Origin of the sequence: Aeromonas sp. D3 (assembly GCF_027705025.1) — a bacterium.
GTDB classification, from domain to species: domain Bacteria; phylum Pseudomonadota; class Gammaproteobacteria; order Enterobacterales; family Aeromonadaceae; genus Aeromonas; species Aeromonas salmonicida.
Map to the genome: position 1 here is coordinate 21,532 of NZ_JAPDBE010000034.1, position 13,913 is coordinate 35,444.

The window sequence follows — 13,913 nt, forward strand, 5'->3', positions numbered from 1 at the left end:
CCTGCACTGATTCCTACACCGAATTTCCTGCGTTTATTCCTGTACACAGATAGTCACAAACGGGTCGCTCGGCGGTTGGCCGAGAAAGGTACTCCACCCCAGGCGCGCGCTCTGCTCTTCCCCCAATCGCAACCCCCTGGCCTGCTCCTGGCCAAAGCCGAGTCGCAGATCCCAGGCCAATTGGTCGCGCAGGATGAAGGAGACAAAGGTCACCAGCGCATGGAAGTGTTCCCCGTTCGGGAGAAAACCGAGAAACTGGCCAAAACTCAGGTCGTTGATCTTCAATAAAAACTTGCCCGCACAATCATTCACCTTGTCACCGATGACGAAGTCGCCACCCAACGTGGCGCAAGCACCGCCCAGCCGGTTTTGCTGATCCTGATGGATGGGTACCTTGCGCCACTGCCAGGCACTCACTTCCACATCAGCCAGATCGAAACAGTGCGCCACCAGACCAGCCACCACCTCGGGCGAGCGGCTGGGGCTGGCCAACATGCCTGCATAAGAGAGCATCTTGGCGCGATTGACCGGCAGGCTCTGGCAGACGGCCTCATTGCCCAGCCCCACCAGGGCAAACATCAGGCGGGAGAAACCATCCTCGCCGTTGTCCTGAAAGCGCACGTGATAGCGATACTTGCGCCAGATCCTGTGCAGCAACGTCAGCAGGCGGTGGTGAAAGAAGTCCAGAAACAACCCGAGCTTCTGCTCCCCTTGCGCGTACTCCCACGCCAACGAATCCAGGTAATAACCGGGCATGGGTGACTGGCTGCCGTGCAAGCCGAGAAACGCCACTTCAAGCTCATGACGACCCTTGCCATCGCGACCCACCTGCAATACATCGCTGGTGGGAAAACCCAGGGACGCGGTCGCCTTGAAGCGGATATTTTCGTCACTCGGCAAATGGTCGAGGCCGCGCTCCTGATCGGCACCGTCCAGCCGGTTGAGCAGTTCAACCAGCTGGAAGAAATTGAAACGGGGCGCGTCCCTGGTGGAGGTCACATCAGGGAGTGCTGACCGATCTGGACTGGCCATTGATAGCGCTCCTTGTTGTCGAGATTGACCACCTCCAGCAGGTGGAAAGCATTGACGCTGGCATACAGGGAGAAAAAGTGAGCCAGCACTGTACTGAAGAGATAGAGCTCCCCTTCGCTGCCAAAGGCGGATTGGCGAATGGAGAGTACCGACTTGAGCCCGCGCACCGGCATGCCGCGCACCAGCCTGTCTACCGGTTTGGTCTCGATCTCCTCAATCCCCGCCAGTCGCTTGCGCGATGCCTGTTCTGCCTGCTTGTCATGGAGTGCGGGGAAGTCATAGGTGCGCAGTACTTGCACCAGGGCATCCCGACGCAGCAGAGAGACATAGTTGAGCGACAGGTTGGAGATGAGGGTCCAGTGCAGACTGCCATCCAGCGCCGGACGCAGCGGCCGGGTCGGCCGGATCAGGTTGCGAAAGGTGGCAAAGGAAGGCGAGCTGCCGGTGGGCACACAAATGCTGCCAGCCTTGAGACGGGCAGCTCGGGAGCGGTTGGTGCACGTCAGCGTGACCGAAATGGATTCGTCCAGCTCGACCGTGGTGGTCTCATCCCCGCGTACAAACGAGAGGTTGTGCTCGAAGCCATCCCCGCTGACCGACTCTTTGACCCGCACCCGGTAATAGAGTGCCAACCTGTGCTTGGCCCGTTCGATCTGGTGCTGAAAACTTTCAAACGGCTGGTAGATACGCGGCGTGCCGCGGGAGCGACCCAGGTTGCCTTCCACCCAGCCCTCGACTTGATCCACAGAGAAGATTTCGAAACTGTCCGCATGGCGATAACTCGCCTTGAGGGGATATTCCGCCTGACGGCCATTGAGATTGACCGGCTCACTGTCGTGCTGGAACAGGTTGATGGCCGGCACACAGTTGAGCATGAAAGAGTCTGGGCGGATCTTGAGTTCCGCCGGCAGGGGCCTGTCGAAACAGAAATGGAGCTTGAATTCGCTCACCGGCAAGGGTTGTTTCGGCCAGTCGCCGCCGCTGAGTTCAAAGAAGAGGAAGCTTTCCGGGAAGCAGAAATACTCCTGCAAGATCCGGTAGCCGGAATAGACATTGTTCGGATAAGGCAGGAGCGCGTCGTCGCGCTCGAAACCGACCGATTTCAGGGCCTTGGCCTCCTGGCGAAAGCGCTTGCCATCGATCTCCAGCTCTATGTGGGAGAGTTGGTTGGCGAGCCAGAAATAGAGCTCATAGGCGGTATAGCTGTCGCCACCGAGGAAGAAACGCAGCTTGTCCAGCTGCAGTTCGCAGAGCGGCAAGGGAGCATGCAGGGCAATATCCAGCGAGATGGTGGAGAGATCGTTACCACTTTGCGCCGAGATATGGCGGATATCTGCCGGATAGACCCAGGCATCGTGACAGGTCTGAAAGTGACAGGTCACCTCGTCGATGGGCAGGCTGTCGAGCTGACACCCCTGCTTGACCAGCGCCGGTTGAGCGATGGCCCCCGGAATAACCGAAAACTGCATTATGGTCATGCTGGGTACGGGGCGCAGATAGTTGGGCCAGAGCATATTGAGCAGACCATGGGTCAGCTCGGGAAACTCATCCTCGATCTTGGCGCGCAGATTGCCGGTGAGAAACGCGAAGCCTTCCAGCAGGCGCTCCACATCCGGATCGGTATTTTGCTCCGACAGGAAACGGGTGAGCTCGGGATAGGTATCGGCAAATTCGCGCCCTTGCAGGCGCAAAAAAGCCAATTCATCCCTGAAGTAATGTTCCAGCGACATTGATCAGACCATGCGGTAGTGACGGTGACTGTCCATATGGACGTTGAACGAGGTGACCTGCTCGATATGCTCCAGCCTCACGTGGGCCGTCACCTGAAACGACATCTCAAGCGGACTCGCCTGATAGTCGGGTGACCGTACATCCACATGAATGATCCGAGGTTCATAACGACGGATGCACTGCCGGATCGCCTCACGGATCCGCCCCTTGATATCCGCACTGCCCTGAGTAGCGTCATTGAGATCAATGACACCCAGATCAGGAGCACTGCGGCAATTGCCGGGCCGGGTATTGAGAACCTGTTCGAGCTGCCGTTTGACAGATGCGATCAGTTCCTCAGACTCCGTGCGGGGGGAAGAGCCAAGCCCCTCCCCCCGGATACGATCAAACAGACTGGCCGCATTTCCTCTATCCCAGGAAGAGAGATACGGCATCGGGCATTATTCCTTGTCCAGTCGACCTACCAGAGACAGCTCGAAGCTGGCTCCCATGTACTTGAAGTGCGGACGCACAGCCATGGCAACCTGGTACCAACCCGGCTCCCCTTCCACGTCCAGCACCTTGATCTGGGCGGCACGCAATGGGCGACGGCTGCGCACCTCTGCCGGCGGGTTCTCCTGATCCGCGACGAACTGCTTGATCCAGCCGTTCAGTTCACGCTCCAGATCCTGACGCTCTTTCCAGGAGCCGATCTGCTCGCGCTGCAGCACTTTGATGTAGTGCGCCAGGCGGTTGATGATGAACATGTAGGGCAGCTGGGTACCCAGCTTGTAGTTGGTCTCAGCTTCCCGGCCTTCCTTGGTATTGGGGAATACCTTGGGTTTTTGCACCGAGTTGGCAGAGAAGAAGGCTGCATTGTCGCTGTCTTTACGCATGGTCAGGGTGATGAAACCCTCTTCTGACAGCTCATATTCGCGACGATCGGTGATGAGCACTTCGGTCGGGATCTTGGCTTGCAGCTGACCCATGGCCTCGTAGACATGTACCGGCAGATCGTGGATGGCACCACCGCTCTGCGGACCGATAATGTTCGGACACCAGCGATACTTGGCAAAGCTGTCGGTCAGGGAGGTGCCCATCAGATACGCGGTATTGCCCCACAGGTAGTGGTCGTGATCCGAGCTGATGTCTTCCTGATAGTTGAAGCCCTTGATGGGATTCTCGGTCGGATCGTATGGCAGACGGGCCAGAAAACGCGGTGCGGTCAGCCCCAGATAGCGAGCATCTTCCGATTCGCGCAGTGCGCGCCACTTGGTGTAGGACGGGCCTTCGAAAACAGACTTGAGATCCTTGATGGAGGACAAGTCCGTGAAGTTGTCGACCCCAAAGAAGGCGGGTGCTACCGAGGAGATAAAGGGGGCATGCGCCATGGCGCCAACGGCACTGACATACTGCATCAACTTGATGTCGGGTGAGCTGTGGGTGAAGGCATAATCACCTATCACGGCACCGACGGGCTGGCCACCGAACTGGCCATAACCACTGGAATAAACATGCTTGTAGAGGCCGGACTGGGTGATCTCGGGGGAGAACTCGAAATCCTCCAGCAACTCTTCCTTGGTCGCATGCAGCACCTGGATCTTGATGTTTTCACGAAAATCGGTGCGATCCACCAGCAACTTGAGTGAACGCCAGGAAGATTCCATCTCCTGCAATTCTTTGGCGTGCAGGATGACGTCCATCTGTTTGCTCAGCTTCTTGTCGAGTTCGACAATCATGCTGTCTACCAACGCCTTGTTGACCGGATCGCTGGTGGTACCGTTATCAAGAATATTGGCGATCAAGGCGGCAACGCCTTGTTTGGCAACACTGTAACCCTCATCAACCGGGCTGATACGGGCCTGCGCCATGATTTCGTCCAGCAAGGACGGGGAGGCGGTATTGGCCCCCGCTTGAACCTGTTCTTCGACCAAAGACATGTTGTTTTCCTTTCTCGTCAATCAATCCAACCTACCGATCACTCGGCAGGCTTAATCAAATCCAGCTCCTTGAGCAGTTGCTCACGAGCTTCATCACTGGACAGCAGGTCCTGCAAACGATTGCGGAAGGAGGGAATGTTTCCCAGCGGTCCCTTCAGGGCAACCAGCGCCTCACGCAGTTCCAGCAGCTTGCGCAGTTCGGGTACCTGCTGGGCCACGCTGTCAGGGGTGAAGTCATCCAGTGACTGGATCTTGATCGAAACCGGCATCTCCTCCTGGCTGTTCTCCTCCAGGCGGTTGGGAACGTAAAAATTCAGTTCCAGTGCAGATTCTTTCATGACGGAAGAAAAGTTGTTCTTGTCGATGGAGACGGTCTGACGCTCCTCGATAGGGGTTTCTTCGGTACGACCTTTCATATTGCCTACCACCATCATGGTCAGCGGAAGTTCAACTTCTCCCTGCTGCCCACCGGTTGCCGGCACATATTTGATATTGATGCGTTCTTTGGGCGCAACAGTGGCGCCATCGATACTCTTTCCCATGCTCTAAATACCAAGTTGTGGATCTGCCAAGACCCAAAAGCTTATAGCCGATGGATTAACCAACAACTGTCAAAAATGACAGTTGACTGTGTTGCTGAATAGCGACACGCGACTCCATAGGCCGACTGATATGTTTTTGATATAAAAAGATCAGCGATCTCAAATAATCAAAAACACAATATACACCTTGTTATCTATACAACCCGATTATGCCTCTGCTCTTTGTCAGAGGTCATGTTGGCTTAAAGTGCCATTTGCGGCGAATGGTATATTCATCCATTCTGCAACGTCAATAAGATATGATTAAAATAAAATATTTACATTAAAAAACAAACACTTGCATTAAATCACTGAAAAAACAAAAAATATTAAAACCTGTGTGCAAAATGAAACAAAAGATATTCGAGATGACTATTATAAAAGAACATCCAATAAAGCAATGATGACGCAACAAGGATTGACGCCAAGCACCTGTTGCTGCGTCAACCCTTGTCACATATGTTCATTCACTCATCTTTAAATTCATCTGACACAGGAATTACCAATGGAAGGGTAAAAAGATACATTTACACAAAATAAATATGATAAGGGATTACACTCAACATCTAGGTGACAGGTATATGATTTACAACGCTTTTAATAAAAAATTCATTCGATTAAATCGAGCCTTTCAACTTAACGAACCAGTGCTGCGCCAGTTTCTGACCGGTACTCTTCTCTTTTTCTGTCATCCCCTTTTCCAGCTCATCGCGCGCCTTGGTTGCATCACTATTACCATCCGTTGCAGCAAGCAAGTACCATGCATAAGCATGCAATCTGTTACGTGGTGCTCCCCACCCTTGCTCACGCATTATCCCCATACGATATTGCGCGTTTCTGTGATTGGCATTGGCTGCCAGTCGATACTGCTGCAGTGCCTGACTGTAGTCCTCCTTGCCGCCCAACCCCAGTCGTAGCATCTCGGCATAAGCGTACCGGGCATCGACATTGCCTTGTTGGGCTGCCTGCGCAAAACTCTGACGGGCTGAGGCCAGCTCCCCCCGTTCTTGTTGCAGCTTCGCCAATGCAACTTGTGCCTGACTGAACCCTCCCTGGGCCGCCAGCGTCAACCAATGCTCACGTGAAACAACATCGGTCTGCAGCAAGCTCAACTGATATTCAGCCTCATGGGAACCTCGACCAGCCGCCAGCTCCAGCCAATATCGGCCCAGCGCAAGATCCTGCGTTACCCGCTCGCCGGCCTGATAGGCCAATCCCAACCACAACTGGGCAGGCGCAGAACCCGCGTTAGCAGCACGCTGATAGGCAGTAAATGCCTCTGCCGAACTTGCCTGGCGAGCAAGCACCAGCAAGGCGTCCGGTTGCTGCTGGGCGGCAGCCTTCTCAAACCAGCGCTGGGCAATATCGGAGCGCTTGTTTACCCCCTTCCCCTGCTCGTAACGCAGCCCGAGTTGGTACTGAGCGTCACGATTGCCCTGCTCGGCCGCTTTTTCCAGCCATTTGATGGCCTCTATATCGGCACCGGACTGCTTGGCATACCACTGCCCCAGGATCAGTTGCGCTTGGGCATGATCCTGTTTGGCCGCCTGTTCGAACCAGTCGAGACACTGGCTGACCAATTTGCCTTTATGGTGGAGCTGGCAATCCATCCCCAGCTGATAACTGGCCTCACGATTACCCAGTTTGGCCGCACGTTGCCACCAGTCATTGGCCAACGTTGGGCTCTTCGGCTCACCCAGGCCGGACTGATACCAGCGACCCACCTGCAACGCCGCCTCACCACGAATATTGCTATCCGCCGCCAAGGGGCCAGATTGCTGCGCCGCCTGCTTCATCCAGCGCATCGCCTCGGGATAATCAGGCTTGGCCGCCAAACGCTTGGCCAGTTCATACTGGGCTTTGCCATGACCCTGCTGGGCTGTTTGAGATAGCTCTGACTCAGTGAGTGATGTAGTTGTGGTACAAGCGGTTAACCAGCTGCTCGCCAGTGCAAGCCATAAAGCACGGTATGTCATGAGAAAAATCTACGCTGATAGAAGTTGAAGATGAGTAGATGCCATATTACTGGCAGCTCCGTTATGCTACGTGACCACCTGATAGGCATAAAGCTGATGCCGCGCCGTCCCTGACTATTAGCCTTACCTATCAGAAGGCCCCGATACTCTCTGCCAATTCTGCTGCCATGGCATGGTCGTTATCACGACGACAGATCAGATACTGGGCTAACCAATTTTGGTACTGCTTCATTGATATCTCTTAAACCGCAATCCAAATCAATTGACCGGATCGGTATCCGTCTTGGGTTGTGCGGCGCGGTAGGCATCCATAATCGGAGCCCAAGCCATGCCACTGGGGGTGGGGTACTGTTGATAGGCATCACCGTATGCTTTATCAAAATCGTCGAACCACTCTTTGTAAACTTTGGTGACGGGATTTTCCTTGTCTTGCGAAGTTTGAATTTCCTTAGCAATCCCCCTGGCCAGCAGGATATCAGGTGTCACTCTGACACTGGTTAAAAATGCTTCCACATAGCCGCCGGTAGCCATGCCTAAGCCAATGTTATCTCGACGCTCTTCGCGCCACTCATCTCTCACCTTGATGCGATAAGGTTGTGCAATCATGCTTTCCAGTTCTGCTGGCAATACCAAGCTAATGCGATAGCGCTTTTTGTCATGAAATGAAATCCACTCTAGGTCCACCCGATCCGGAATTGGTCGCGTGGTGTGGCTCCCTTTAGAAATACTCCAGCGATAGTCTTTTTCTTTTAACCCTTCAGCCCCAAAAAATCCGGCGGAACCATTCGTCGAGGCATCAACCAACTTGCCATGGCGATAAAAGAGTACCTCAGTCACCCATAGTTCATCTGAGTTGGAACCGACCATATGCCACCACTCAAAATTTTTGGGTGGCGAAGAAGCGGCCTGACAAGCAGTGACTAGCGGCAACAACACCAGTAAGAGTATCCAGCGCATTAATAACCTCCCTTTTTATTACCCGTCATCTTGCGGATCTCTTTGTCACCAACCCTGTTGGGCGTATTGACTAGCCCAGTGTCAGCGCTGTAGTGCAAATAACCCAGTCGCAACTTTTGGTACACCTCGTCAGGTAAGCTACGAGCCAGGTTGATCACCTCTCCACGCCGTTTGGCAACATCCACCCATATCTCATCGAGTTTGGCCAAGTTCACTGTGGGATAGGAAAGTGCACTATCCAGGCGGTAGGCATTGTCACCTTGTGACACCCACTTCTTAAAAGGCACACCGGCATCCCGTGCCGCTTCCACCATCATGTGCAGCGGAATACGTGAATATTCTCCCTCCACCACCCGGTGCAACACCACATCGACGCTGATGTGCCGCTGTCCACCAGTTTGGCTACCTGTTATTGAGCCTATGTATGGGCGTACATTCAGATAGCCAAGTTGGGTGGGCTGACTATGGCTAGCCAGAGACACAACGCCCTTGGCCCAACCTTGTTCGGCCCTCATTTTGGCATAGGCACAAGCATCCAGGTACGCTTTAGACTTGGCTGCATTGATGTGAGGCAACTCAACGGAATTGAAGCTAGCGATCACGCAATTTTCAGTTATTAACGGGGAGACTGCGTTCGGATCACGCAGGCTCCAGCGGCTGTAATAGCCCCCACCGATATCGGAGTGAGCGCCGGGAATAATGACTTCGGTAAAATTATCAGCAATCGCGGTACCTGCGGCATCGTCGGTAATACGGGTCAAGTCAAAGTGATAGCGCCACTCGTCAGCCGCCACGATATGCACCACCCGCTCGGCGCAGTCAGGTGCCAGCGTCACATTACGTTTACCCCACAGATAGGAGCTGACCACGGTATCAAACAGCCCGACAAACTGAATACGCACATCACTGCGGCTCACCCAGTCAAAGCTCGCTTTCAAGGGAATATCGGGGTCAGCGGCCATGGTCTCCACCAGGGGGTGATCGCCCTTCTGATCGATACGGTTTACAAACTGGCGGGCGGCAGATGCGCCCCGGCTAAAGCCAAAGACATCGAACTCGACCTTATGAATACACTCGATAGTGGGCAGTATACGCTCAAGTTGTTTTTTGACCTCTGCCACAATTTGGGTTTGACAGGTCTGCTCAACCCGAACAGCACTGGAGGTGTCGCCTTTGTCTGCGGCAAGACCCGCTGTTGCATCGTCCTGCCCTTCGGTGGTGCCAATACCTTCAACATAAACTGCTACATTCAATTCTGATTTTGTCGGCAGCTTATATAGCTCCCTAGCCTTGCCAATATTGGTGATGTCGTTCTTCTCACTGTTGTTCAGACCATCAGGCAACGCCCCTTCAAAACACTGCTCCAGCAATATCTGCTGTTCTTCCGGGCTGCATTCCGCCAAGGCCTCCTCCAATGCGCTTTTCCCCCCTTTATGCTTGAAGGTGTTGTTGGCGGTGCCGTCAAAGAACACCCCGATACGCAGGGTGGTGAGCTGATAGCCCTTCACCTCAATCACGTAGGAGTGTTTGGTGATAAAGCGAGGCGGTTGGGCCTGTCCTGCCTGATGTCCTTTCGGTAGTGGCTGCTCTGGTTCAGTGAGGCAAAGGTCGCCTGAGGTCACCTTGATGTGCTCTCGTTTGACGTCGCAGTGCCCGAATAACTTGTCTGTATAGGCGGGTAGCTGTGTGGTCTCACCCTCCTTGAGGGCCTCACGGGACTGCGCCGCCTTGAGCCAGGCTGGCGTCTCGATTTTTACTGTCACTGGGCCAACTGCAAAACCTCGCACCAGGGTGGGTCCATCCTTCAGGGTGACCGTCTCTGACTTGCCGGTTTCGTCAGTCAAGGTGGCCTTGAGCCCCTTGAACGAACGGTTGTGCTCATCGCGAATGTCTACCTCTACCCAGTTATCATAACGTTCGCAAGGGATACAGTGGGGATCTGCCGCCATCAGGATACTCCTGTCAATTCGTGATGTTTGTTCAGCCAGTTGGCTACCTGAACCAGCTCATCGTCAGTCAGCATCAATGGCCCCCGTATCTCTTCAAGAGCCAGATTGGCCTGCAAGGCCAAGGCACCAGCCACCACACCATCGCGCACGTCCTCTTGCAGCCCATCCTGATTGGCCTGTTTAAGGGTGGGTAAAATGGTCCCGGCCGGGTCAGGATGGCACTCCATCATAGCCGTCATGGTCTGCCATAACCGCCGCCGCAAGATGTAGGCATGACGGTTCTCGTCGTAGAGTCCAGCCAGATGATGAGGCCGGATATGAAACCAGGGAGTTTGCAATGCAGGTTGGAACCGGGCATGGGGCGTGCGAGCAAAGGCTTTGCCATGGATCCAGAGCCCGGAACAGGGCCCCAGCACACTATCGCGTTCATCAGGGGTCATGGCGCTGAGCATGGGCAAGAAAATGCGTGGGTCAGAGAAACGAAACCAGACTGCTTCTCCTTCGCGTATCGCTTCTATCAGGCTCTGCCAATGGCGGCGGATCAGCTCCACTGATTGGTCGCTGATCAGGTAGAAGCCGCTCAGGGCGGGATTGGCCATCATGAACTCAGTGGAAGGGGCAGGCAGCAACCAGGGCCCCAACGCAGACTGCTCATCGAAAGCGGTACCGGCAAAAAGTGGATTGGCATTCTCTCCATCATAGGTATAGAAATCCGCCACGGCTGACTCTGCCTGGGCTCCATCGATGACGGCATACCTCTCACCCGCTTGCTCGCCAGCGAGCCAATCAGATAACGTCATAATACGGAAACCTCAATCAGTCGCTTGATCCTGTTGCGGTTGTCCGATGCATTGTCAGAGGTTGGAATCGTATTGAGCAAGGTATCGAAATCACCGCTCGTGGAGGAAACCACCCGATCAACCCTTAGCTTGGTCTGCGTCGGAAACAGCATCTCAGCTTCTCCCTTGAAGTGCGCAGCGTCTCCCAGCAGACGGCCACCATGACCGACAGGCAAGCGGATCTTCAACAAGGTATCGTTGACCCAGGCCTTGTCCGGTGAGGTACTCATGAATCCTGGCTCAACAACAATATTGCCCACCCCGGTGAACTGCTCTTTCAGGGCTGCAAGCTCCGGCTTGTCCAGCGCTAGCCCCCGGTAAACGAAAGACAACTCAGGTGAGGCCGGCAATTTGGCCAGACCAGCCTCCACATCGGCAACATAGGCCTTCATTGCCTTATCAAATTCACCCGCAGATGTCGGCTCATCATTCAAATAGCTGCGACTAAGCAGGGTATCGATGGCCTCTCGCTGCTTGTAGGGGCGATCACGCAAATAGTTATTGAGCAATGTGTACCCCTGCGCCGAATAGTATCTGAGCGCTTCATCCGCTTTGGATATCTCTACCGTCGCCCACTTCTTTGCCGGCTTTTTACCTTCCCCTTTGGCCGCAACAGGTGGCGGCGGCGGTGGCATCCCTGCGCCTCCGGCAAGCTGGGGTGGGGCGAGCGGTGGAGCCGGTGGCCCCCCGGCAGGCTGGGGTGGTACCGGCGGTGGGGCTGCTGGACAAGGCTTGGCCAGCGGTGCCATGGACTCCATGCTCTTGTGAATGGCCGGGGCTGGCAAAGTTGCCGATGGTGCCGTAGGCACTTCAACATTACCTGGCAGGATTGGGGCCTTGCCCCCCCAACCAGCACCTGAACCTGGGCTGCCACCCGAGTTCATCTTGATGGTGGGGCCGACCAGAGTAACGCCGCCACCATCGACCTTGATAAAACAGCCGCCCACCTTGACGGTGATCTCAGATCCCGCTTCCAATACCACTTTGGCGCCGGCCTTGACGTGCACTTCCTGCCCTGCTTGGGTGAGCCAGCTCTGCCCCAGCTTCTGGTGCATGGAGGCATCGACGGTCAGCGACAGGTCACCCTTGATATGGTCCCGCTTCTCACCCTCCACTGTCAGGTGGTCGTTGGCCTTGATCCGAGTCACCCGCTCGTTGTCGATGTCGGTGTGCTGGTCGTGCTTGATATGCCAGGCGGCATCGTTTTCGATGAGCACGTTCAGGTCTTTCTGACCGTGGATATAAATCTCTTCCTGCCCAGCCTGATCTTCGAAACGCAGCTCGTTGAACCCTTCACCCTGGTGGGTTTCGGTGCGCAGCACGGTACGGGTCTTGTTGGCGGGCAAGTCGTAGGGTGGTCGGTTGGTGGCATGAAAGGTGCGGCCGGTGACGATTGGCTGGTCCGGGTCCCCTTCCAAAAATGAAACGATAACTTCGTGGCCAATGCGCGGAATCGCCATCATGCCGTATTGGCCACCGGCCCACCCCTGGCTCACCCGCACCCAGCAGGAGCTCTGGTCGTTGGAGCTGCCATATCTGTCCCACGGGAATTGCAGCTTCACCCGGCCGTGTTCGTCGCAGTAAATCTCTTCCCCTTCGGGCCCCACCACGATGGCAATTTGCGGGCCGTCCACCATGGGCTTGTGGGGGGCTTGTGGGCTGCCAATGCGGGCACGCCAGGTGGTCGCAGCTTTGACCACCCCAAACTCGTTGTGGTAGACGGTCGGACCGCTGCCCCCCTCTTCCTCCAACGCTTGCGGCTGTTCGCCGGTATGGCGGATATGGACGATTTGCCAGTCGGTGTTGAGGCTGCCATTGGGGTGTTCAGTGAGTGAAAAGTGCTGGCCCGGCAGCAGGGCTGCACTGTTGGATTTACCGCTGCCCGCCACTGCGTCATTGCGAAGCGCATCGAGTCGGTGCTGGGCAAACGCCTTGCCGCTGCCGTCCTGCTTGTAGCGACCGGGAAAATCAAAGTGCTGGTAGCTATCACGCTGATGCTCCAGCTCGCTGCCCTGTTTCTTGTGGGAGAGCCCGTAGGCCGGGGTCTTGAAGCTGTAGTCCTTGAGCTCCACATCGCTCGGGCGCACCGCTTCCCGGTAGTGGAACTGGCGCACATATGGCCCTTGTTCCAACGAGCGGTTGCCCAGGTTGAAGAAGAGTTCGGGGCCGGCTGTTAATGCAGCCGCATCGTCGGCAAACACGATGCGGTGCTTGCCTGCGTCGAATTCATGGAAATAGAAGAGCCCCTCTTCGGCGGCGAGCCGATTGACGAACGCAAGGTCGGTTTCCCGGTACTGCACGCAGTATTCCCGCTGGGCGTGCTCATTCTTGAGCGCAAAGGCGTAGTCGGTGATGCCGTGCTCTTGCAGCAGGATGCTGAGGATTTCATCGGGTTTCTGCGCCTGGAAGATGCGGGAATTGTGACGAAGCGAAAGCCGCCACAACGCTGGCTGTACCCGCAGCTGGTAGCGGGTGCGGCGAAAACCGCTGTCCCCTTGCGCAAAATCACTCACTACCCCGCACACCCGCCGCTGCAACTCGCCGTTGTACCACACCAGGAGCTCGCACGGCTGGTCCAGCACATCGGCAAAGTCAACATCCGGCTGGGGGCTGGCCAATTCCAACCGCAACTGGAACGGGCTATTCAGCGCCTCTTCCAGCTCAAACTCGGCCACCACGAAAGTGCTCTCGGGCAGCGCCCCTACCTTGACGGTAAATTGTAATCCTGTGCTGTCTGCCATCGGTGAGCGCCTCTGAGATATGGTGCCGCCCCGCACATTCGGGGGCTTTTCAAGCTGTGTGAGAGATCCGCCATCGCCCTGGTTTTTCTGACACCATGGCTACCGCACGCCCTTGACGGCGTGCGACAAGACGTGAATTCGGTTTTTTTCTTGTACCCACTCGCAAAGAGCAAACGGGTACAAGAAAA

The 13,913-nt window shown here is 55.5% G+C and carries 10 protein-coding genes and 1 pseudogene; all 11 read right to left on the minus strand.

The window, feature by feature from the left end; all coding sequences use genetic code 11:
* Positions 1-33 precede the first annotated feature (33 nt).
* Positions 34-1,032, minus strand: coding sequence for a type VI secretion system baseplate subunit TssG (tssG, locus tag OKC28_RS17265; protein WP_059112431.1), 999 nt, complete (start codon positions 1,030-1,032; stop codon positions 34-36).
* Positions 996-2,762, minus strand: a complete 1,767-nt coding sequence (gene tssF, locus OKC28_RS17270; RefSeq protein ID WP_005310691.1) for a type VI secretion system baseplate subunit TssF — start codon at positions 2,760-2,762, stop codon at positions 996-998. The genes tssG and tssF overlap by 37 nt, the downstream gene beginning before the upstream one ends.
* A 3-nt stretch (positions 2,763-2,765) precedes the next feature.
* Positions 2,766-3,197 (minus strand): type VI secretion system baseplate subunit TssE, encoded by a 432-nt coding sequence (tssE, locus tag OKC28_RS17275; protein ID WP_256688175.1) that lies wholly within the window; start codon positions 3,195-3,197, stop codon positions 2,766-2,768.
* A 6-nt stretch (positions 3,198-3,203) separates the two neighbouring features.
* The gene (tssC, locus tag OKC28_RS17280; RefSeq protein WP_256688174.1) at positions 3,204-4,682 is read right to left on the minus strand and encodes a type VI secretion system contractile sheath large subunit; all 1,479 of its coding nucleotides are present in this window, start codon (positions 4,680-4,682) and stop codon (positions 3,204-3,206) included.
* A gap of 38 nt (positions 4,683-4,720) precedes the next feature.
* Positions 4,721-5,224 carry a type VI secretion system contractile sheath small subunit gene (gene tssB / locus OKC28_RS17285; RefSeq protein WP_111588352.1) on the minus strand — a complete coding sequence of 168 codons (504 nt, stop codon included), beginning with the start codon at positions 5,222-5,224 and terminating at the stop codon, positions 4,721-4,723.
* Positions 5,225-5,880: 656 nt separating this feature from the next.
* The gene (locus tag OKC28_RS17290; RefSeq protein ID WP_256688173.1) at positions 5,881-7,239 is read right to left on the minus strand and encodes a tetratricopeptide repeat protein; all 1,359 of its coding nucleotides are present in this window, start codon (positions 7,237-7,239) and stop codon (positions 5,881-5,883) included.
* A gap of 258 nt (positions 7,240-7,497) precedes the next feature.
* Positions 7,498-8,196, minus strand: coding sequence for a DUF2931 family protein (locus OKC28_RS17295; protein WP_256688172.1), 699 nt, complete (start codon positions 8,194-8,196; stop codon positions 7,498-7,500).
* Complete coding sequence (locus OKC28_RS17300; RefSeq protein WP_256688171.1) at positions 8,196-10,145, minus strand: phospholipase effector Tle1 domain-containing protein; 1,950 nt, start codon at positions 10,143-10,145, stop codon at positions 8,196-8,198. Before OKC28_RS17300 ends, OKC28_RS17295 begins: the two co-directional genes overlap by 1 nt.
* The gene (locus OKC28_RS17305; RefSeq protein WP_256688170.1) at positions 10,145-10,945 is read right to left on the minus strand and encodes a DUF4123 domain-containing protein; all 801 of its coding nucleotides are present in this window, start codon (positions 10,943-10,945) and stop codon (positions 10,145-10,147) included. The genes OKC28_RS17300 and OKC28_RS17305 overlap by 1 nt, the downstream gene beginning before the upstream one ends.
* The gene (locus OKC28_RS17310; protein WP_333562744.1) at positions 10,942-11,742 is read right to left on the minus strand and encodes an ADP-ribosyltransferase; all 801 of its coding nucleotides are present in this window, start codon (positions 11,740-11,742) and stop codon (positions 10,942-10,944) included. The genes OKC28_RS17305 and OKC28_RS17310 overlap by 4 nt, the downstream gene beginning before the upstream one ends.
* A gap of 72 nt (positions 11,743-11,814) precedes the next feature.
* Positions 11,815-13,725, minus strand: a pseudogene (gene tssI, locus OKC28_RS17315) (type VI secretion system tip protein TssI/VgrG); the annotation flags it as partial.
* Positions 13,726-13,913 lie beyond the last annotated feature (188 nt).